The organism is Helicobacter marmotae, assembly GCF_003364255.1.
In the GTDB taxonomy this organism is placed as follows: Bacteria; Campylobacterota; Campylobacteria; order Campylobacterales; family Helicobacteraceae; genus Helicobacter_C; species Helicobacter_C marmotae.
This window is the reverse complement of the sequence record NZ_NXLR01000009.1, coordinates 58,393-78,378: the sequence shown is the minus strand read 5'-3', so window position 1 is coordinate 78,378 and position 19,986 is coordinate 58,393. Positions and strand designations below refer to the sequence as shown.

Here is a 19,986-nt window from a genome sequence, read left to right as displayed (position 1 = left end):
TCCGAAACACAGGAAAAAATGAAATGGACCGGAGGGCAACCTGCTGAAGGGGGGGCGGGGGAGGGAATGATATCGTGGAAAGACATACAAGGTAGGGGGGGGGGGGGGATATATAAGGGGGCAAGAACATTATTATGGGGTTGGAGCTTGCCTGCACGAGCGAAGCTCTTGCCCCCCATTATTTTATAAAACTTTGCACATTCAAGCCCCTCCCCCTTATAGAAAAAGAAAAAAGAGAATCACAAGAGACTCTGCTAAGTTTGTCATTCTGAACCCTCACAGAGGGTGAAGAATCTCTGTCCGAATCACTAGTCGCACTTTTTGGTGTTTTTGAAAGAGAGTCCTTAGCAGATAAGAGAGATTCTTCGCTTGATTCTCAAGCTTTAGACATGACAAACTAACAGCATTTACTAAAAATCCAAACAGCAATGCTTCGGCTTTGACTCAATATGACAGAAATAACACAAGCCAGCTAGAATCTAAAATTGATAATTTGGTGTATATGTTGCATAGTTTAAATGATGAGGAAATTACCATTATAGAATCTTAAGCAGCCCTACTGCGTTTGTGTAAAAAGCATAAACTCTTTTTACACAAGACTTTGTATTATTTTGGGGGTTCATTTGGATTATCAGGGTCATACATTTTATGCGTTTTGCTTGGGATAATCTCATTACCTATTTCTTTGGGATTAACATCTTTGCCATCATTACTTAGCTTTAAAAGTGCCTTTTTAAACTCATAAATACTCTTTAGCACATAGTCCTCCCCGCCACTCTCTTTAGCCAAAGTGCGTAAAAATGGCATATCTGAGCCTAAAGAAAAGGTATGTATCTTCACCCAATTTTCCTTAGAGCCTCCGCTATTATAGACAATATTGTCATTGAGGTTTTTAGTGAGTTTGAGCAATCTCTCTGTATTATGCTTATCACTCTGCTCAGTATTGGTAATCAAATAAACTTCCTTTTGCAAGCCATTATCTTTACTAAAATGACTCATCGCCTTAATTAGTGCGTAATTTACCATTTTGCTTTGAGTGCTTTTTACTTGCAAACTTTTTACATCATTTATAAAGTCCTCTGTATGAATCACATCATCAAAGTCTTTTATATAAGAGGAGCTAAAGGCTACAAGTGTGATTTTACTATATACATCTTTTTGCTCATCTTTGAAGATATGCTTTGCTACAAAAGGGGCGATTTCCTTAAAAGCTAGCACATAATCTTTCATAGAATCTGCCACATTCAGCACGATAGCGATTTCTTTGGCAGGTTTGTTACGAAGCTTGAGGTGCAAGACATCACTTTTGTTTTCATAGTTTCTAAGGACAAACTGCTGCTTATCGCAGATATTTTGCACTACTAATTCACTCCCTTTGAGAAAATACATAAACTCCCTATTGGGGCTTATATAGGCTTGAGCCTTAAAGTCATAAATCCCACCATTTAAGATTGCTCCAGCAAAGCGGAGGTAGTGGATTTTTGGAGAGATTTGTTGCACATCAAGCTTGCTATTATTTTCTACCCAGAGCACACTTGGGTCAAAATGCGAGATTTCGCGCATTTGTTTGCACTTTGTCCCATAAATCAAAGGCGAGAGAAGCGTTTGGATAAGCTTTTCATCAACTTCTGGGATTTTTGGGGTCTTGGCATATATGAGAGAGTATGCCAAAGCACATATACAGACAATAAAGGGGAGATTTTTCATAGAATGCTCCTTGTGGGTAAAATATGGGCAAATAGTGCGAAGATTATCTTAATCAAATAAATAGACCTATTGCTCTTTCTTGCCCCTCTTTGTGATTTTGAACTTGCCCAATCAAGTGAAATGAGTTTGTCATTTAATTTGTATTCCGGGAGACAACGCGCAAGCGGAGAATTGCTCTTTTTATCTCCCTAGTGCTTAAAGACAAAGTCAAAATCTCTAAGCCACTTAATGGAACTCCCTTTGCTATAAAAGCAATAAACAAAAGGGCGTATATGCGTATTGATATTTTTTGTGAGAGTGGAGCGAAGTTTGGGTTAGGGCATTTTTATCGTTGCATAAAGCTTATAGCCCTATGCCTTAAGACAAAAAAAGCCCATAGCATTACCTTGCATAATCGCGGAGATTTTATCCCGCCTGCACTCTCCACGCTTTTAGGAGAGGATATACAAGGCACTATTGAGTGTAAAAATTATGAATGGCTCTCCACCCAGCCGCAAATGCTTGATATTGCCTTTATCGATAGCTATGAGGCACAGGAGTGGTTTTATTATCGCATTAAAGCACAGAGTAAAGCCCTTATTTGTCTTGATGATACGCTAAGAGATGTCTATCCGCCAAAAAGCTATATCTTAAACCCAACGCCCAATTGCACGTCATACTTCTCTAAAGACTATCACCTCTGGTGTGGAAAAGACTATATGATACCCCCTATTACACTCCCTAGTAAAGCACATACGCTAGAGGGCAATTATAGACATATATTTGTTAGCTTTGGTGGGGCAGATGTGCAAAATCTCACCCAAAGCTTCCTTAATGCCCTAGCCACGCTCCCTATAGAGCATTTATCCACACTTTGCTTTCATATTATCTTAGGCAATGCCTATACGCATAAGCCTATGATTAAAGAGCATATTGCACCATCTCTTCATCTCCACTATCACTTAAGCCCCAAAGCATTTCTAGCCTTAGCCCAAGAATGTAGCTATGCTATTAGCGCGGGCGGAGGGAGTATGCTTGAGCTTATAGCACTTAAAATCCCAAGTATTATTATAGAATCTGCCCCCAATCAGCATTTCCATATCACACAATGGCAGAAAGAAGGCGCCATAGCAAAGGCAGAGCACATACATGAAGCGCTCCTTATCTTACAAGATTGGCTTATGCAAGATTCTACAAATGCCCTCCTTCACTCCATTACCTCTGTGTTAGCATCTCTATCCTTAGGAAACCAGCTTTCAAAAGCCCTGTGCGCACTTTTTACCCAACTTAGTGATGAGGGCACTCAAAATTCGCTTCTTGCTATCAATTTTACCGAACTTACACAAGAGCAATCTCATCTTGTGCTTTCCATGCGAAACCACCCCGACATTGCCCAATGGATGTATGCAAGCCATATCACACCATCTTCACATACTCAATTCTTACAACACCTCTCCCAAGATCATTCAAAGCGATATTGGCTTTTTAAGGAAGATAGCCAATACATAGGCGTAGGCTCACTCACACGCATTAATATTGCCCACAAACATGCTTATCTTGGTGTGTATATCAACCCCTTTTGTGGAAGCAAATCTAAGGGTATGCGTATTATGGAGTTTTTAGAATCTTTTGCACGAAATGAGCTTGCTCTCCATACTTTGCACCTTGAAGTGCTTAGCCATAATGAGCGCGCACTGAGATTCTATAAAAAATGCGGCTATATACAAGAGGGACTTTTACATGATTTTGCAATATGTAAAGAAAATGGAGAAAAACGATATTGTGATGTGATATTAATGTATAAGGAGCTCCAATGAGCACACACTCTCCTCTTATTATCGCAGAGCTTAGTGCAAATCACAGGCAAAGTTTGCAAATTGCTAAAGATTCCATATATGCTATCAAAGAATGCGGGGCTTGTGGAGTGAAACTCCAAACCTACACGCCAGAATGCCTCACACTCCAATCACATAAACCCTATTTTCGCATTCAAGGAGGGACTTTATGGGATAATACCTATCTCTATGACCTCTATAAAGAAGCACAAACTCCTTGGGAATGGCATGAAGAGCTTTTTAGCCTTGCAAGGAGCTTGGGGCTACTTATTTTTAGCTCGCCTTTTTCACCAAAGGGAGTAGCATTTTTAGAATCTTTGCAATGCCCGATGTATAAAGTCGCTAGCTTTGAAGTGAGGCATTATGAACTCATAGAATCTATTGCCAAAACCAAAAAGCCCATTGTCATATCAACAGGAGTAGCCACACACAAAGAGATAAAACACGCCCTTGATATTTGCCATAAACACGGGGCTAGAGACATCACGCTTCTGCATTGCATTAGTCAATATCCTGCCCCCATAGAGAGGGCAAATCTGCTTGCTATGCCACAACTTGCTAAAACCTATAAAAAATATCGCATTCAATATGGCTTATCTGACCACACCTTAGGCTCACTCTGCCCTATTGTGGCTACAAGTCTAGGAGCAAGTATGATTGAAAAGCACTTCATACTTGATAGCTCACTTGGAGGTGCAGATAGTGCCTTTAGTATGAATAAAGATGACTTTAAGCTTATGGTAGCTCAAGTGAAAGAAGCTGCACTTGCCTTAGGAGAAGCAAAACCTACTATAAAAGAGAAAAAAAGCGGAGAGAACTTTGCGCGAAGTATTTGGGTAGTCAAAGATATAGCCAAGGGAGAAAAGCTAAGGGAAGAAAATATCCAAGTTTTGCGCCCTAATGGGGGATTGCACCCTAAATATTTGCCAAAAATCTTAGGAAAGAGGGCAAAAAGGGCTATTGAAGCAGGCGAGCCCCTGCTGCATTGTGATATAAAATAAGCAAAAGCAAATTTCAAGTATAATGTGCTTTTAGTTTTGATTTGAAGGAGAAAATATGCTGCTTTTTACCCCCGGTCCCACGCCTATTCCAGAATCTATCCGTAAGGCTATGAGTGAGCCTACACTTCATCATCGCACACCAGAATTTGAAGCTATCTTTGCAAGTGCTAGAGCGGGGCTTTTAGAACTTATTAAAATGCCTGAAGTACTTATGCTTGCAAGCAGCGGTAGTGGCGCTATGGAGGCATGTGTATGTACTTTTGGGCAAAAGAAAGTGCTCAGTGTAAATAGTGGTAAATTTGGCGAGAGATTTGGCAAAATAGCAAAAGCTCACAAAATCCCTTATAGAGAGATTATTAATGAATGGGATACTCCTGCAAGCCTTGAAGAAGTGCAAAAAGCCCTAGAAGAAGAGAAAGATGTAGATTGCTTTTGTATCCAAATGTGTGAATCTGCAGGGGGCTTACGCCATAATGTAGAGCAAATCGCTAAAGCGATCAAAGCATATAATCCAAATATTATTGTCGTAGTTGATGCCATTACTGCTATGGGTGTGGAAGCCATTGATACAACACATATTGACGCCCTTATTGGCGGCTCGCAAAAAGCCTTTATGCTCCCACCGGGGCTAAGTATCATCGGCTTATCAAAGCTTGCTATAGATGTAGCAAATGAGCGCGATGTAGGCTTTTATTTTAATCTCAAAACAGAGCTTAAAAACCAAGCTCAAAATACCACCGCATGGACGGCGCCCACTACGATTATAACGGGCTTAAAGAAGTATTTTGAACTCATTAATAATGACTTTGAATCTATCTACAAAGCCACCAAAGCACGATCGCTTGCTACCCAAAAGGCTTTAGAATCTTTAGGACTGAACATTTACCCCAAATCCCCAGCTATAGCGATGAATACGATCTATGATGAAGCAAATGCCGCCCCATTAAGAAAGATTCTCAAAAGTGAATTTAACCTCAATGTAGCAGGAGGGCAGGATAAGCTAAAAACAAGCCTTATACGCATTAATCAAATGGGGCTTATCCCTATAGAGCAAAGTTTATGGGTTGTCAATGCCATTGAGTTAGCCCTTGCCTCTCTTAACATACGTCCATTTAATGGAGAAGCAAATAAAATTTTCTTGCAGCATTATTATGCCTTGCAATCTTAATGAAACTCATTGCCATACTCGGGGCTAGCGGAAGTGGCAAGAGCGCGCTTGCTCATCGCCTAGCCCTTCAATATAAATGTGAAATTTTTAGCCTTGATTCACTGAGTATTTATAAATATATTGACATCGCTTCAGCCAAACCCACGCCCTTAGAGCAATCTCAAGTGCGCTACCATGCCCTTAGTCTTTTAGAACCAGACCAAAAAAGCAATGCTATGCTTTTTCACACACTCCTTACTCAAGCCCTATCCCAACTCCCCAAAGACAAAACCCTGCTGATTGTGGGAGGGAGTAGCTTTTATCTTAAAAGCATAATTGCTGGGCTAAGCCCTATGCCAGAGTTAGAATCCCACCAAGGATGGGTAGATACATTGGGAGATATTCACGCACAATATGCCACTCTCTCTAGCATTGATAAAGCCTACGCCCAAACCCTCTCCCCCACAGATACATATAGAATCCACAAAGCCCTAGCCCTCTATAAAGCCACGAATCTCCCGCCTAGCGAGTATTTCGCCACATATACGAAAAAGCCCTTAAAACACCATATTGATATATTTTTCTTAAAAAGAGAGCGAGAGGAGCTAAGAGGGCGCATTGCTATGCGGACAAAGGAGATGATAAAGCAAGGCATAGTAGAAGAAGTAGCAAAAGTCTTAGAATCTTATGGACAAAATGCCAAAGCCTTGCAAGCCATTGGCACAAAGGAATGTGTGAGCTTTTTGCAAGGAAAAATCCCGACTTTGAGAGATTTAGAAGAGCAGATTTATATCCACACTTGCCAACTTGCCAAACGACAAACTACCTTTAACCGCACGCAATTTAAAGACATTTGCCCACAAGAAGTATTTTTAGATGAAATAACCCTAGAGCAAACCCTTGCTTCTAAACTTAAGCACACACAATGATATGAATTAAAGGAGGAACAATGACAGCAAAAGACACAGCAACATATAGAGAGCCCAGCAGTGAAGTATATCTTGTGAGGCGGACACGCAAGTTTTGTCATTCTGAGCCCCCAATAAAGGGCGAAGAATCGCTTTTAAAAACACCAAAAGGCACGACTAGTGATTCGGACAGAGATTCTTCGGTCGTTTCACTCCCTCAGAATGACAAACTTGGCTACCCGCAAGGGAAACCCACACACAACAAACACCTGCAATGGAAATTATTTTGTCATTCTGAGCCTCCTTTAGGAGGCGAAGAATCTCCCTTATCTACTAAAGACTCCTCAACAGAATCACTAGAAAGGCAGTTACTTTGTCATTCTGAGGGCGGGCGTAGCCCAACCGAAGAATCTCTAAAGGAATCACTAGTCGCTAAGAGAGATTCTTCGGTCGTTTCCACTCCCGCTAGACATGACAAGCTAACAACATTTACTAGAAGTCCAAGTAGCAATTCTTCGACTTTGACTCGTGATGACAAGAGGAATAGCGTTTCTAGTAGTTCCAAAAGCAATTCTTCGCTTCGCGGACTACGCTCTAGACATGACAAAATAACGAGCCATTCTAAAAAAGATTCTTCGGCTTGTGCAAAGCCTAAAACTGACAATGTGTCTGACACTAGCCAAATAGATAATGAAATAAACAATGAAGAGGGCTGGGATATAGTGCTAGGGAATCCGCCCTATCTTTCATCAGAAAATATGCCAAAAGTCATTAAAGACAATCGCCACTTGTTTGAAACAGCTTATAAGAAAACAGATATTTATGTGTTTTTCTACGAGTTTGCCTTTAAGATTCTAAAACCTAAGGGCGTGGTGAGCTATATCACTTCAAATAAATTTCTCTCCCAAGAATATGGCTTGAAGCTAAGGGAGTTGTTTTTGAAAAACAAGCTATGCAAGCTTATTAACTTTAATACCAATGTCTTTAAAAGTGCAAATGTTGATACTTGCATTAGCGTTGCCTCTAAGCATTACACGCCAAATAATGTTATAAAAACCGCAAATATAGAGCATAAGCAAGACTATAATGGCTTTGAGAGTTTGCCCCTTAAAGGCATTCATCAAGAGAGCTTTAAATCTCTCGCATTATGCAACTTTCGCCTTACACTCACACAAGAAAAATACCAACTTTTAGAATCTATCAAAGCACAATCTCACACATTAGAGCAAATCGCGTTTGTAAGCTATGGTGTGCGCCCCTGTGGCAATGCCAAATACCCGCATTTAAAGAAAGAAGACTTTATACATAAGCTCCCCATAGGGAATGCCAAGCCCTACATAGAGGCAAAGTCTAGCTTTATTTTGCCCTATAGGATTCACACGCATTATTATTTGGATTACCAAAAAGACAAAATCTATAATGCTATGTTTGAATCGCTTTTCACCCCTGCAAAACTCATGTGTGGGCGGACTTTAAGCAATACTGATTTGATTAATTTTGTCTATGATGATAAGGGGAGATTCTGTAATGATTCTATGTGCTGCATTGTCCTTTGGAAAGACTTAGTCAATGCCACGCACACAAGCCCTAAAAAGCTAATCAATGAAGACAAAATTGCTTTATCCAAGCGGTATGATTTGAAGTTTTTGCAAGGTGTGCTAAATGCTAAACTCATTAGCTTTTATGTCAAAGAGCTTTTGCACGATGGATTGCACTTCTACCCCGAACATCAAAAGCAACTCCCCATCCCCAAAATCACAGCATCCAATCAACATATCATAGATACAATTATTGCCTTAGTGGAGGAGATATTGGCACTCAAAGATTCTAGTGCTGATATTTCGCATTTAGAATCCCAAATTGATGCTTTAGTCTATGCACTTTATGGCTTAAGTGAAGAAGAAATTCATATCATACAAGGAGATAAGGGATAAAGGGGATTTTAAGACTTAAGGCAAATTGTGCTGTCTTAGGAGCACGAAGTGGAAGCGAAGAATTCACACCGCAAACCCCAAGCGGTAGCAAAGTTTGTCATTCTGAGCCTTTAGGCGAAGAATCTCAGCCTGAATCACCAGCGAGTCTGCCATTTTGTCATTCTGAGGGAGGGCGTAGCCCAACCGAAGAATCTCTCTTATCCGCTAAAGACTCTCTAAAGAAATCGCTAGAAAGGCAGTTATTTTGTCATTCTAAGCATTGCGAAGAATCTCTACCAGAGTCACTAGTCGCTAAGAGAGATTCTTCGCCTGTTTCACAGGCTCAGAATGACAAAGTAACAACATTTACTAGAAATCCAAAAAGCAATGATTCACCCCTTGCAGGGGTTCAGAATGACAACAAGTCCCAAACGTCTTTCAACAGTGAGACACGCTCTCGTCTAGGATAAAATTAAATCGCACGAAGTGCCACCTCTTAAAGCGTCGTCGGGGCGGGGGATATATAAGGGGGCAAGAATATTATTATGGGGTTGGACTTCGCGCACGAGCGAAGCTCTTGCCCATACTTGCACATTCAAGCCCCTCCCCCTTATAGAAAAAGAAAAAATGGAATTACCAGCGACTCCGTCATTTTGTCATTCTGAGGGAGGGCGTAGCCCAACCGAAGAATCTCTGCAAGAATCACTAGTCGTGCTTTTTGGTATTTTTGAAAGAGAGTCTCTAGTATATAAGAGAGATTCTTCGGTCGTTTCACTCCCTCAGAATGACAAACTAACAACATTTGCTAAAAATCCAAACAGCAATTCTTCACCCTCTGTGAGGGTTCAGAATAACAAACTTTGCTACCCGCAAGGGAAACCCACACACAACAAACACCTGCAAAGGAAATTATCTTGTCATTCTGAGCCCTCATTACAGAGGGCGAAGAATTGCTTTCAAACCTACTAGAAAGCCCACGTGAATTCTTCGCTTTCTTGCGAAAGCAAAGACATGGCAAAATGTCCAGTATTTCTAGTAGAGTTTCTTTACTTTCACCTTGAGATATGGGCACTGGGAAATTTACACTCATATACCAAAGCAAGCTTTAAGAATCTTGCCTTTGACGCAAGAAGCTAAAGGCTGGGAGAGGCAGCGGGAGCTTAAAGGCATTGGTATTGCCACTATGGATTGATGTAAGCTCTTTGCCATTTTCAAGGCAGATTCTATCAAAGCGCATCATCTTTTTGCCATCCTCCTCATAGATTTCGCCTAACTCACTCCTCCCACAAGCCACATCTTGCCCAAATGGGAGGACAATCTCCTTTGCCTCTCCTTGCATAATAGTGTGCTTGCATATCGCCCACTCGCCATTTTCAAGCACTTCTGCATTTACTTGGTAACTTCCCTCGCTAATGGCGCTTAAGTGGTTTTGTGTGTTGTTTTTCTCATAAGGGCGGGAGATGAGATAGCCTGAGGTGAAACCGCGATTTTTTAAGGTATTCAGCTCATGGGCGTAAAATGCCTCCCTTTTCTCTCCCTTATAATAGTCATCAATCGCTGCTCTATACGCCCTAGCCGTAATGCCCGCATAATAATCTGACTTTGTGCGCCCCTCGATTTTAAGCGCATTAATCACTCCGGAATCTAGAATTTCATGGATATGCCCACTTAGATTTAAATCTTTAGAGTTAAAGATATGTGTCCCTAAGCCCTCTGTTTCTTCAAGCCTCATCATTGCGCCATTATCGGGGTTTTTGACATAAAATTCTTTGCCATCAAATTTAATGAGCTCATCATTTTCTACATTGCGCACAAAATATTCATAATCAAATCGGCAGTCATTTGCACAACTCCCGCGATTAGGCATTCTCCCGCTTTGCAAAGCAGAAATCAAACATCGCCCAGAGAACGCAAAGCACATACTCCCATGCACAAAGATTTCAAGCTCTAGCTCTGGGAGATGCTTTTTAATCTCTATGGCGTCTTTTAAACTCATCTCGCGCGCTGCTACGATACGTTTCACTCCCATTTCATAATAGCTTTGCGCATCAAGGACGTTTAGGACATTGGCTTGCGTGGAGAGATGGATAGGAATATGGGGGGCAATTTTTTGAGCAAGTTTGAGCACGCCTATAGCGGCGACTATAAAGGCATCGGGTTTTAAGCTTGCCATTTTTTCTATATGGGATTCTAAAAGCTTAAGTTGGGAATTAAAAGGAAAGCCATTAATGGTAACAAACACCTTTTTCCCTAAATTGTGGGCATACTTCACACCCTCTGCAAAATCTTCAAATCGAAATTCTTTTGCCGCCCTTGACCTGAGTGAAAAGTGGCTTACTCCGCCATATACGGCATCTGCACCATAAGCAAGGGCGATTTTAAGCTTTTTGAGATTACCTGCGGGAGAGAGGAGTTGGACTTTTTTAGGTGGATTCATAGATTCATATATTTTACTTATGTATTTTTAGAGCCAAATGAAGCAATAAGGGCTTCAATATCATCATCATTGGCTATATCTGCCTTATCATCTCCTGCTATAAATACAGCTGAACTTACGCGTTTGCTATCATCGATTTTGCCCTCAAAGAGAGAATTCATATATTGCGCAAGCGCACGCATTACATTAATTACTCGCTCAATCTTCTGGCGGTGAATATCTTGATACTGCATTAAATCCATAGCTTGCATACACGCATCGCTTATGTCATTTGACATTTCTGTGATTTCTTGGTTGTTTTTTTGCATATTTTTTGTGGATTCTAAAGCATTTTGAAAGGTTTGAATATGAGGAAAACTTGTGCAAAGCTTATTAAAAAGCTCTTCTTGGTCTTTAAGGTATTGCTTGAGATTTTTAGCTTGTTTATTGACCTTTTCTGCACCATTACTCATAATCTCAAGCTGGTCGAAAATCTGCGTACCTTTGACTTCTGTATCTTTTGTTACCTCATCGAGTTGATGAACGACTTTATGGTCTTCTGTAGGCGGAGGTGGGGGCCATTTTTTGTCAGCATCTACACGAAAGTCATGCGGGTCAATGGTTTCTTTCTTAAACTCATCATCAGGCTTAGAATCTGAAAGATTATCTACATCATCTATATCAGACTCGCCACTCATAAGGGAATCTAGCTCTTCTTGAGTCATTACACTTCCTCTTTATTAAAATGAAAGGATATTATACTATTTATCGCTGAAGTAATTCATTAACTTTTACTTACAAATGTATCGCATTTATAGAGCATGGGGCTAAATGCTTTAATGGCTATGATAACGCTTTGTCCTATGTGAAATTCTCTCCCGCTTATAGAATCATACACAATTTGATAAATTTCCCCCTCACAGAGGACATTGATAATGCAATACATATCCTGCATATGTATATCTATAATCTCCCCGCTTAGTTTGATCTTTGCACTCAAGCGCTTTTGGATAAAGACCTCTTCATTACTGCCATCGCGGATTATTACTCCATTATGTATCACAAAGCTTCTCTTGCAAAGAGCAAAGATTTCACTCAAGTTATGGCTTACAAGCATAGTTGTGAGTTTGAAGTGTTGATGAATCGTTTTAAGTGTGTTTTGCAATGTTTTGGCTATAGCATTATCAAGGGCAGAAAATGGCTCATCAAGCAATAAAAGCGCAGGGCGTGAGGCAAGTGCTCTTGCTAAGGCTACGCGCTGGGCTTGTCCGCCTGAGAGTTGGTGGATTTTAGCTTTTTTGAGTGAGTGTAGCTCCATTAAAGAGAGAAGTTCATCGGCATAAGTTTTATCCGCCTTGCTTTTAATACCAAAACAGATATTTTCATACACATTTAAATGTGGGAAAAGCGCATAATTTTGAAACACAAAGCCTATGCGCCGCTTTTGCGGAGGGAGATTAATACCCTTAGAGCTATCATACCATATCTCTTCTCCTACACGGATATAGCCACTATCTGCCTCCTCAAGCCCGCTTAGAATGCGCAAAATGCTTGTTTTACCCGCGCCGCTTTTGCCAAAAATGGCGATAAACTCCCCATAAGTGATATGTTTATCAACTTTGAGTTCAAAAACACCATCGCTTCCTAACAATGTTTTATTAAAACGAATATGAATATCACCCATTTATGGCAACTTTCTGCTGGAAGTGTTTATTGAGGTAGAAAATCGCTAAAAGCAGCACAAAGCACACGATAAAAAGGCTAAAGGCATATTGATGGGCAAGTGTATAGTTGGTCGCCTCCACTTCATCATAAATAGCAATGCTTGCTACGCGCGTTTGATTAGGGATATTCCCGCCTATCATCATCACCACGCCAAATTCGCCTATCGTATGCGCAAAGCTCGTAACACAGCCCAAAAGCAGGCTTGGCTTGATATTGGGTAAAAGCACATGCCAAAGTGTATAAATACGACCTTTTCCTAATGTAAAGCTGGCTTCTTTGAGTGAGCTTGGTAAGCTTACAAGTGCGCTTTTTATTGGGTTACACATAAATGGCAGAGAGAAAATTACACTTGCTAAAATTAAGCCCTCAAAGCTAAAAACAAGTTTGAATCCAAAGTGTTCTAAGAGGAATGCTCCTAGGGCATTTTTAGGGCTAAAGGTGATAAGCAGATAGAATCCTAGCACAGAGGGAGGCAGCACAAGGGGCATCCACACGAGCACTTCAATGACTGGGCGCAGCGGATTTGGGGAAAAGGCAAGATAATTGCCTAGCACAATGCCAATGGGGAGGAGAATGATTGTAGTGAGTGTGGCTACAAGAAAGGTTAGACGCATAGTCTCTAAGAAATCCACTTGATGTCCTTTTCTAGCAAAATAGCAGAGCAAGGCACATACCAGAGGCATTCTTGCTTTGGCATTAAGGGATAAGGTGCGGGCAAGAGTGCGTAGATTTCATCATAGGGGGTATCATTAAGCATGGGCATAAGAGAGAGATGTGTAAAAATGCCATTTTGTGTAAAAGAGTGAATTCTGCCATCAAACATATTAGGAATGGCAGGCATTTTTGGCATTTTTGGCATAACAAACACTTCATTTTCTCTAAAAGTAGCTATCACTTTATCATCAATAGCAAATTCATCTGTATGCACCATTGCAGCATATAAACGCCCAAAGCCACACTGCATTTGTATCATCGCACAAGAATCTTGGGCGATGATTTGAGTAATGGAAGCAGAGATTTTGTTCATTACCTATTTATCTGCTTTGTCATACCCATAGTCTTGGAAGATTTTTTGTGCGACTTCTGAAGTGAGAATATAGTCTGCAAATGCCTTTGCAAGGGCGGAATTCGCACCATAATTGGGGATAATTAAAGCTTGATTAATAGGTGTATAAGTGCCCTCATCAATAAGCGTGTAAGTGAGATTTGCACTTTTGTCTTTAATGACCATAGAGAGTGCGCTAAAGCCAATTTCACTTGAGCCTTGTAAAACATAGGTCGTGGCTTGCCCGATAGATTCCCCAATTCTTAGCTTAGGGGCGAGCGTTTTATCAAGGTTTTGGGATTGTAAGAATTCTTGTGCAGCTCTGCCATATGGAGCGACTTTAGGATTAGGCATAGCAATATCCATAACCTTGCTATCACTTAGCACATTGATATTGCTTGCATTAAATGCGGGATTCACACTAAAAAGTATGAGCTTGCCTTTGGCATAATTTTGAGGTTGGTTTGGTGCGAGTTTTTCATCATACACCTTCTGTGGGTAACTTGTATCCGCAGCGATAAAAAGATGAGTGGGTGAGCCATTTTGTATTTGCGCATAGGCTTTACCTGAGGAGATATAGCTCACTTGGATTTTATCTGTTTTGTGGGTTTTGAGAAATTCTGCCTTAATATCTTCAAGCACATATTTTAAGCTTGCAGCAGCAAGGACATTGATTTCTTCAGCTATGGAGCCAACACATAGAATACACGCAATAAAAGCACTTTGAGCGAGTTTTAACATAATAGACCCTTTGTGATGAAAATGTAAGGGAATAACTATATAAAATTTTATATAACAAAAAGCTTTAAGCCCTTTAGCATTATGTTGAATTGCTTAAGGAATCACCAGCGATTCTATTAGCTTGTCATTCTGAGGAAGCACAAAGTGCCACCGAAGAATTCACACCCGAGCCACTAGCCGTTTTTTGGTAATTCTAAATGAGATTCTTCACACTAAAGGATAAAAACATGACAAAATAATAGAATCGCTAGGGCTCAAAAGCATTTCTTCGCTCACGCACTACACTCCCGCAAAAGCCGATAAAAAGCACACAAAAAATAGAAAAAGTAAAAAGTCCAACATAAAGAAAGAAGTGCGGAATAAAGAAGTGCGTAAAGAAAGCCTATAGATTGAGTTAATCAATCTATAGGGAAAAAGAGGTATTAATCTCTACTTGTGAGACCAATAAGTGAAAGCAAATGTACAAAGATATTGTAAAAATCAAGATATAAATTAATAGCTGCATCTACAGGGCTGCTGTATAAGCCACGAACAATATTTTGTGTATCATAGGCTACATACACGCTAAAGAGTATCACCGCAGCACTTGAAATCAATACCTGAAACATTGAACTTCCAAGGAATAAGTTAATTAAAGAGCATACAAACACAACGATTAAAGCAATAAAAAGCATTTTGCCCATATTAGCTAAGTCTTTTCGTGTTTTAAGCCCAAAAATGCTCATTACGCCAAATACAATGGTAGTCATCGCAAATGCCATAACCACAGCGCCTGCACCAGACTTGAATGCTACCATAGCTACAAGAGGGGTGATTGCCAAACCTGTAAGAGTTGTGAAAATAAAGAGCATAGCGATATTTAAACCCGGTTTTGAACGAGAAAACATAAGTCCAAACAAAGCTACAATTTCAGCAATAAAAATTGGCATGCGGTATTCAACCACCAAAGCAAGATTCATCAAACCAAACACCGCCCCAACAAATGCAAAAAATAAACTTGCCGCAAAAAAGATGTAAGTGGTTTTTACAAATTTTACAAGTGCACTATCAGCCTCGGCGGCACTTTGAGCTGAAGTATGTAAATTACCCATATAATTTCTATCATAAAGTCCCATTTGTTCTCCTTTTAATCATAAAATGAGGTTGCAATCATAGCATATTTTGCTAACAAAATCCTTTTAACGCAAATGACAATAAGCCAGCTTAGATGAAGCTTTTAAGCAAATGAGGTTTATTAGCACTCATAAAATGAAACTTATTATGCAAGCCCTTAAGCCTTTCCAGCAAGGCTAAAGAAATCTCCAAACCGACCTTTTTCTCCTCATCTACCCCTTTATGGTGAGCATTTTCAAGCTTTTGCACCCATTCATCGGGGATATACACTCCGGGCAATTTATCGCGTAAAAACAAAGCCCCTTTATAGCTCATCACAGGGTAAAACCCTAGTACAAGAGCACAATTAGTGTGATTAGCCACATTGTATTTCTCTACATGTGTGAGTAAAAATTCTGCAGCTTGTAAAGAATACACGGGCTGGGTGAAAAGCGCATAAACCTTAGAAGCACCAAGCTTTTTTTCTATCTTATGAATAAGGCTTTGAGGATTATTAGCATAGGCATTAATCACTTGAAAATTATAAATTCTATCCACCGGCTCTTTAAGCGGCTTGCCATTAAGAGCTACCCCTGCATTAAGGCTATCAATAATTTTGCCAAGCTTTAATGAACTCTCTTCAAAAACTCCTTTGCTCTCTTTGCAATCTCCATATTTAATAGAATCCCCGCTGAGTGTGAGAAAAGTGCGCAAACCTAATTCATTTGCAGCCAAAATATCACCACATAAGGCTATGGAGTTTCTATCACGCATAGATAATGTGCAAATCACGGGCTTATTAAGGGCTTGCTGGAGTTTAACAGAGCTTAAAATTGATGATGGCTTAAACCTCGCCAAAGGCGAATCTGTGCAAACAAAGGCATCAACCTCTTGTAAGCTTCTCAAGGCTACAACAAGCTCTTTATCAAGCCTAGCACTGATATTTGGCGAGATTTCAAAGCTTAAAAATGAGCTTTTATTTTGAATCTTACCAACAAGCGATTCTATATCCATGCCCTACCCCTGCTATATATCATTACACCTATTACACCTCAAACGAAAGGTTAGGCTTATAGGCTTGCTCGCACTTTTTTGACTGCTTGGACAATATTTGCAAGGCTGGGTTTGACTTCTTCCCATTTTCTTGTTTTAAGCCCACAATCAGGGTTAATCCACAACTGCTCTTTGGGTAATACCTCAAGGAGGGCTTTTATCTGCTTCTCTAGCTCTTCTACACTAGGGATTCTAGGGCTATGTATATCATATACACCCGGACCTACTTCATGCGTATAGCCTACTTCTTTAAAGATTTTTAATAATTTATTGCCACTTCGTGCGGTTTCAATGCTTATAACATCAGCATCGAGGGCTTCAATGGTTTTAATAATATCATTAAAATCGCTATAGCACATATGGGTGTGAATCTGCGTTTGCGCCCAAGATATAGCCGTAGAAGTCTTAAAACATGCAAGAGCCCATTCTTCATACGCTTTGATATTCTCCGCTCTCAAAGGATAGCCCTCTTTAAATGCGGCTTCATCAACTTGAATAATCTTAATGCCCGCCTTTTGCAAATCATCAATCTCATCTGCAATGCAAAGGGCTATTTGCTCACATACCGCACTTCTACTTAAATCATCTCTTACAAAACTCCAATTTAAAATCGTTACAGGTCCTGTAAGCATACCTTTCATCACTTTATTTGTAAGGCTTTGGGCAAAACTAATCCAATCAATAGTCATAGGCTTAGGGCGATGAATATCACCAAAAATAATAGGTGGCTTCACGCAGCGGCTGCCATAGCTTTGCACCCACGCATTAGCACTAAATGTAAAGCCCTCTAGTTGCTCACCAAAATATTCCACCATATCATTGCGCTCAGGCTCTCCATGCACCAAAACATCTATGCCTATTTCTTCTTGGAACTTCACACAATCCCTAATGTAATCCTTTATGCCCTCTTCATATTCTGCTTTACTTACCTCACCTTTTTTGTATTCTAAGCGCAATTTACGAATCTGGGCTGTTTGAGGAAAGGAACCAATGGTAGTAGTAGGAAGGATAGGGAAGTTAAAACTTGCTTTTTGAATCTTAATGCGCTCTTGGAAACTCTCTGCCCTGCTTTTTTGGGTGTAATTTTTCACACGTTCGCGCACAGCTTTGTTGTTTGTCTTATCTGAATTTTTACGCGAGAGATTAATGCGCTTATTTTCTTGCAAAAATCCATCATCTCCCCTGCCCTGAAAAATGCTCTCTAAAGCACAAATTTCTTTAATCTTATCGGTGGCAAAGCTAAGCCATGAGAGGATTTCACTCTCTATTTTCTCTTCACCATCTTTGCTAAAAGGCACATGCAAAAGCGAGCAAGATGCACTCACCACGATACGCTCTTTAGGGATAAATTTATGTATAGAATCTAAAAGGGCTAATTTAGATTCTAAATCTGCTACCCAAATATTGCGCCCATCAATCACCCCTGCATAGAGCACTTTATCACTCTTAGCAATAGCCTCTAAGCTTTGGATATTTTTCTCCCCAGCGACAAAATCAAGCCCTATGCCATAAATATTGGTTCGTAGCAAAATGGCTGTGAGTTCATTACTATGCTCAAAAAATGTGCTCACTATAGCTTTAATGCCTTTGCTTGCAATATCATTATAAACGCATTCAATGGCGCTGCTAGCCTCCTTGCACTCTAAACCAAAAAGACTTGCATCAAAACCTTTAGCAAAAATAGGCTCACTAAATTCTATCAATACTTCAGAATCTACCTTAGCAATTTGGCTAATCAAATCAAAATATGCACTTTTAATCTTATCAAAAACCGCTTGGGGTGCGCCCTTATTAATCTTGCTTAATGCAAAGAATGTAAAAACGCCAAGGAGTTGAATCTTTGGAGAAAAGCCGAGTGATTTTGCTTCATTATACTGCGCGATAATCCCGCTTGCATCGGCTTTATACTCATCATCAATGCTAAGTTCAGGCACTACATAGTGATAATTTGTATTAAACCATTTTGTCATCTCACAAGCTACGCCATCTTTATGCCCCCTAGCCATAGCAAAATACCCCTCTAGTCCGCTTAAATGCTTAAATCTAGCAGGTTTGCAAGAAAGGGCATAGGCAAGGTCTAAGACATTATCATACAAACTAAAGTCATTTACGCATACATGGCTTAACTCTTTTTGTGCTTCCCAGTGTTTAGCACGTAATGTTTTTGCCACATCTTCTAGCTCGCTCTGGCTACATTTCTCTCCCCAAAAGCTCTCTAATGCCTTTTTTAACTCTCTATTTTTCCCTATACGTGGAAATCCTAAAATACTGCTCATACATTCTCCTTTGTAAAATATTTCAATATTCTATATAAAATTTATAAATACAATATGTAATTTAAATTTTTTGCTTAGCAAATTATGGAAATTATTTCGTCCATAAACGGAATCCCACGCCTACACGTCTGGCATGTTGATTATATTCAAACATATTATCCCCATATCCATTGACATATTGACAATATAGCCCCAAATTTTCACTCACGCGCAATGTATAGCCTAGCTCAAAATATGGGTGATACACCCTTGCAATAGGCGGACGCACATAGAGCTCAAGCAAATGCCTATTACTTTTATAATAAAGTTGTATATCATTGTAGCCCCAAAATGAGGGCAAATCTGCATTATCGTGCATAAATCCATCTTTATGCGTACCATAAAACACCCAAGCGCGAAATTTCAAACCAAATATATGTTTCTCACCTTTTTCCCAACGCACATTAAGGAGCATACGATTTGAAGTACGAGAACGCAAAGAACGCTCGCCATTGCTTACATGGTTATATCCTAGAGATATATCCTTAAATGCCCCGCCTAAAAAGGCAATAGGCTTCTCATAGCTATAGAAAAACTCTGGCTGATAATCCACATCTCTAAAGGGGCGAGAATCTTTTTTATTATAGTTTTGAAACCAAGCACTCTGCGTATAAGCAAAATAAAACACCCCATAAGGGGAGAGAAATCCATTCAGCACAGCCAGCTTAAAGCTAAATTGGAACTTTGTCTCTGTGTCTATATTGCTTCCTGTAGGCTCACTCAAGCTCCTATAATAGGGCAAGATATACACAGACTTATGCGGATAGAGAGCGATATAGGGCTTTTTATAAGTATTATCTACAGGTGGGAATAACAAAAAGCGAGAATGTTTATTTTGAGAATCCTCTTTGGAGCTAGCCTCCATTAGATCTTTTGTATCTTTTATATCTCCTTCCTCCCCATAAGAGTGGCACACCAAGAGTGCTAAAATGGGAGCTAAAACGCCTAATATATACAGCCCTTTCATTCACTTCCTCCTTATATTTTGAATGAATCACCACTTATACAAACGCACTTAATAATAAAATCAGCCAGAAACCCACAAGGGTATCAAAGCTGCTATAACCAAACCAAGTAAAATCTAAAAAGCATAGATAATTTTATAGTAA

At 39.9% G+C, this 19,986-nt stretch carries 18 protein-coding genes; 7 read left to right on the top strand and 11 right to left on the bottom strand.

Features of this window, described 5'->3' with window-relative positions; all coding sequences use genetic code 11:
* Positions 1 to 189: hypothetical protein (locus CQA63_RS10060; protein WP_211305732.1), on the top strand; the 189-nt coding region annotated here is incomplete at its 5' end.
* 417 nt (positions 190 to 606) lie between these two features.
* On the opposite strand, the gene CQA63_RS05835 is transcribed toward CQA63_RS10060, so the two are convergent.
* Entirely contained in the window at positions 607 to 1,707 is a 1,101-nt protein-coding gene (locus tag CQA63_RS05835; protein WP_115511838.1) for a VWA domain-containing protein, read from the bottom strand.
* Positions 1,708 to 1,979: 272 nt separating this feature from the next.
* Between CQA63_RS05835 and pseH the strand changes: the two genes are divergently transcribed.
* From pseH to CQA63_RS09475, 6 genes are all read left to right on the top strand, one after another.
* Positions 1,980 to 3,503, top strand: coding sequence for a UDP-4-amino-4,6-dideoxy-N-acetyl-beta-L-altrosamine N-acetyltransferase (gene pseH / locus CQA63_RS05830; protein WP_104699726.1), 1,524 nt, complete (start codon positions 1,980 to 1,982; stop codon positions 3,501 to 3,503).
* Positions 3,500 to 4,522 carry a pseudaminic acid synthase gene (pseI, locus tag CQA63_RS05825; protein ID WP_104699725.1) on the top strand — a complete coding sequence of 341 codons (1,023 nt, stop codon included), beginning with the start codon at positions 3,500 to 3,502 and terminating at the stop codon, positions 4,520 to 4,522. The genes pseH and pseI overlap by 4 nt, the downstream gene beginning before the upstream one ends.
* A 55-nt stretch (positions 4,523 to 4,577) precedes the next feature.
* Positions 4,578 to 5,690: a pyridoxal-phosphate-dependent aminotransferase family protein gene (locus tag CQA63_RS05820; protein WP_104699724.1), complete on the top strand. Its 1,113-nt coding sequence runs from the start codon at positions 4,578 to 4,580 to the stop codon at positions 5,688 to 5,690.
* Positions 5,690 to 6,598, top strand: coding sequence for a tRNA (adenosine(37)-N6)-dimethylallyltransferase MiaA (gene miaA / locus CQA63_RS05815; RefSeq protein ID WP_104699723.1), 909 nt, complete (start codon positions 5,690 to 5,692; stop codon positions 6,596 to 6,598). The genes CQA63_RS05820 and miaA overlap by 1 nt, the downstream gene beginning before the upstream one ends.
* Positions 6,599 to 6,618: 20 nt before the next feature.
* Positions 6,619 to 8,511, top strand: a complete 1,893-nt coding sequence (locus CQA63_RS05810) for an Eco57I restriction-modification methylase domain-containing protein (RefSeq protein ID WP_104699722.1) — start codon at positions 6,619 to 6,621, stop codon at positions 8,509 to 8,511.
* Between the two features lie 465 nt (positions 8,512 to 8,976).
* Positions 8,977 to 9,459, top strand: coding sequence for a hypothetical protein (locus CQA63_RS09475; RefSeq protein ID WP_147288736.1), 483 nt, complete (start codon positions 8,977 to 8,979; stop codon positions 9,457 to 9,459).
* A gap of 136 nt (positions 9,460 to 9,595) precedes the next feature.
* Here CQA63_RS09475 and CQA63_RS05805 read toward each other — a convergent pair whose 3' ends face one another.
* From CQA63_RS05805 to CQA63_RS05760, 10 genes are all read right to left on the bottom strand, one after another.
* Positions 9,596 to 10,927, bottom strand: coding sequence for a peptidase U32 family protein (locus CQA63_RS05805; protein ID WP_104699721.1), 1,332 nt, complete (start codon positions 10,925 to 10,927; stop codon positions 9,596 to 9,598).
* Positions 10,928 to 10,944: 17 nt separating this feature from the next.
* Positions 10,945 to 11,631, bottom strand: coding sequence for a chemotaxis protein (locus CQA63_RS05800; RefSeq protein ID WP_104699720.1), 687 nt, complete (start codon positions 11,629 to 11,631; stop codon positions 10,945 to 10,947).
* A 59-nt stretch (positions 11,632 to 11,690) separates the two neighbouring features.
* On the bottom strand, positions 11,691 to 12,590 hold the full coding sequence (locus tag CQA63_RS05795; RefSeq protein WP_104699719.1) for an ATP-binding cassette domain-containing protein: 900 nt from the start codon (positions 12,588 to 12,590) through the stop codon (positions 11,691 to 11,693).
* The gene (gene modB, locus CQA63_RS05790; protein WP_233706586.1) at positions 12,583 to 13,245 is read right to left on the bottom strand and encodes a molybdate ABC transporter permease subunit; all 663 of its coding nucleotides are present in this window, start codon (positions 13,243 to 13,245) and stop codon (positions 12,583 to 12,585) included. Before modB ends, CQA63_RS05795 begins: the two co-directional genes overlap by 8 nt.
* Positions 13,246 to 13,250: 5 nt before the next feature.
* A complete protein-coding gene (locus CQA63_RS05785; RefSeq protein ID WP_104699717.1) occupies positions 13,251 to 13,658 on the bottom strand; it encodes a hypothetical protein in 408 nt (135 codons plus the stop codon).
* 3 nt (positions 13,659 to 13,661) lie between these two features.
* Positions 13,662 to 14,417: a molybdate ABC transporter substrate-binding protein gene (gene modA / locus CQA63_RS05780; protein ID WP_104699716.1), complete on the bottom strand. Its 756-nt coding sequence runs from the start codon at positions 14,415 to 14,417 to the stop codon at positions 13,662 to 13,664.
* Positions 14,418 to 14,839: 422 nt separating this feature from the next.
* Complete coding sequence (locus tag CQA63_RS05775) at positions 14,840 to 15,532, bottom strand: Bax inhibitor-1/YccA family protein (RefSeq protein WP_104699715.1); 693 nt, start codon at positions 15,530 to 15,532, stop codon at positions 14,840 to 14,842.
* A gap of 88 nt (positions 15,533 to 15,620) precedes the next feature.
* Positions 15,621 to 16,523 carry a methylenetetrahydrofolate reductase gene (locus CQA63_RS05770; protein ID WP_104699714.1) on the bottom strand — a complete coding sequence of 301 codons (903 nt, stop codon included), beginning with the start codon at positions 16,521 to 16,523 and terminating at the stop codon, positions 15,621 to 15,623.
* Positions 16,524 to 16,579: 56 nt separating this feature from the next.
* Positions 16,580 to 18,838, bottom strand: a complete 2,259-nt coding sequence (metE, locus tag CQA63_RS05765) for a 5-methyltetrahydropteroyltriglutamate--homocysteine S-methyltransferase (protein WP_104699713.1) — start codon at positions 18,836 to 18,838, stop codon at positions 16,580 to 16,582.
* A 91-nt stretch (positions 18,839 to 18,929) separates the two neighbouring features.
* Complete coding sequence (locus CQA63_RS05760) at positions 18,930 to 19,844, bottom strand: phospholipase A (protein WP_104699712.1); 915 nt, start codon at positions 19,842 to 19,844, stop codon at positions 18,930 to 18,932.
* Positions 19,845 to 19,986 lie beyond the last annotated feature (142 nt).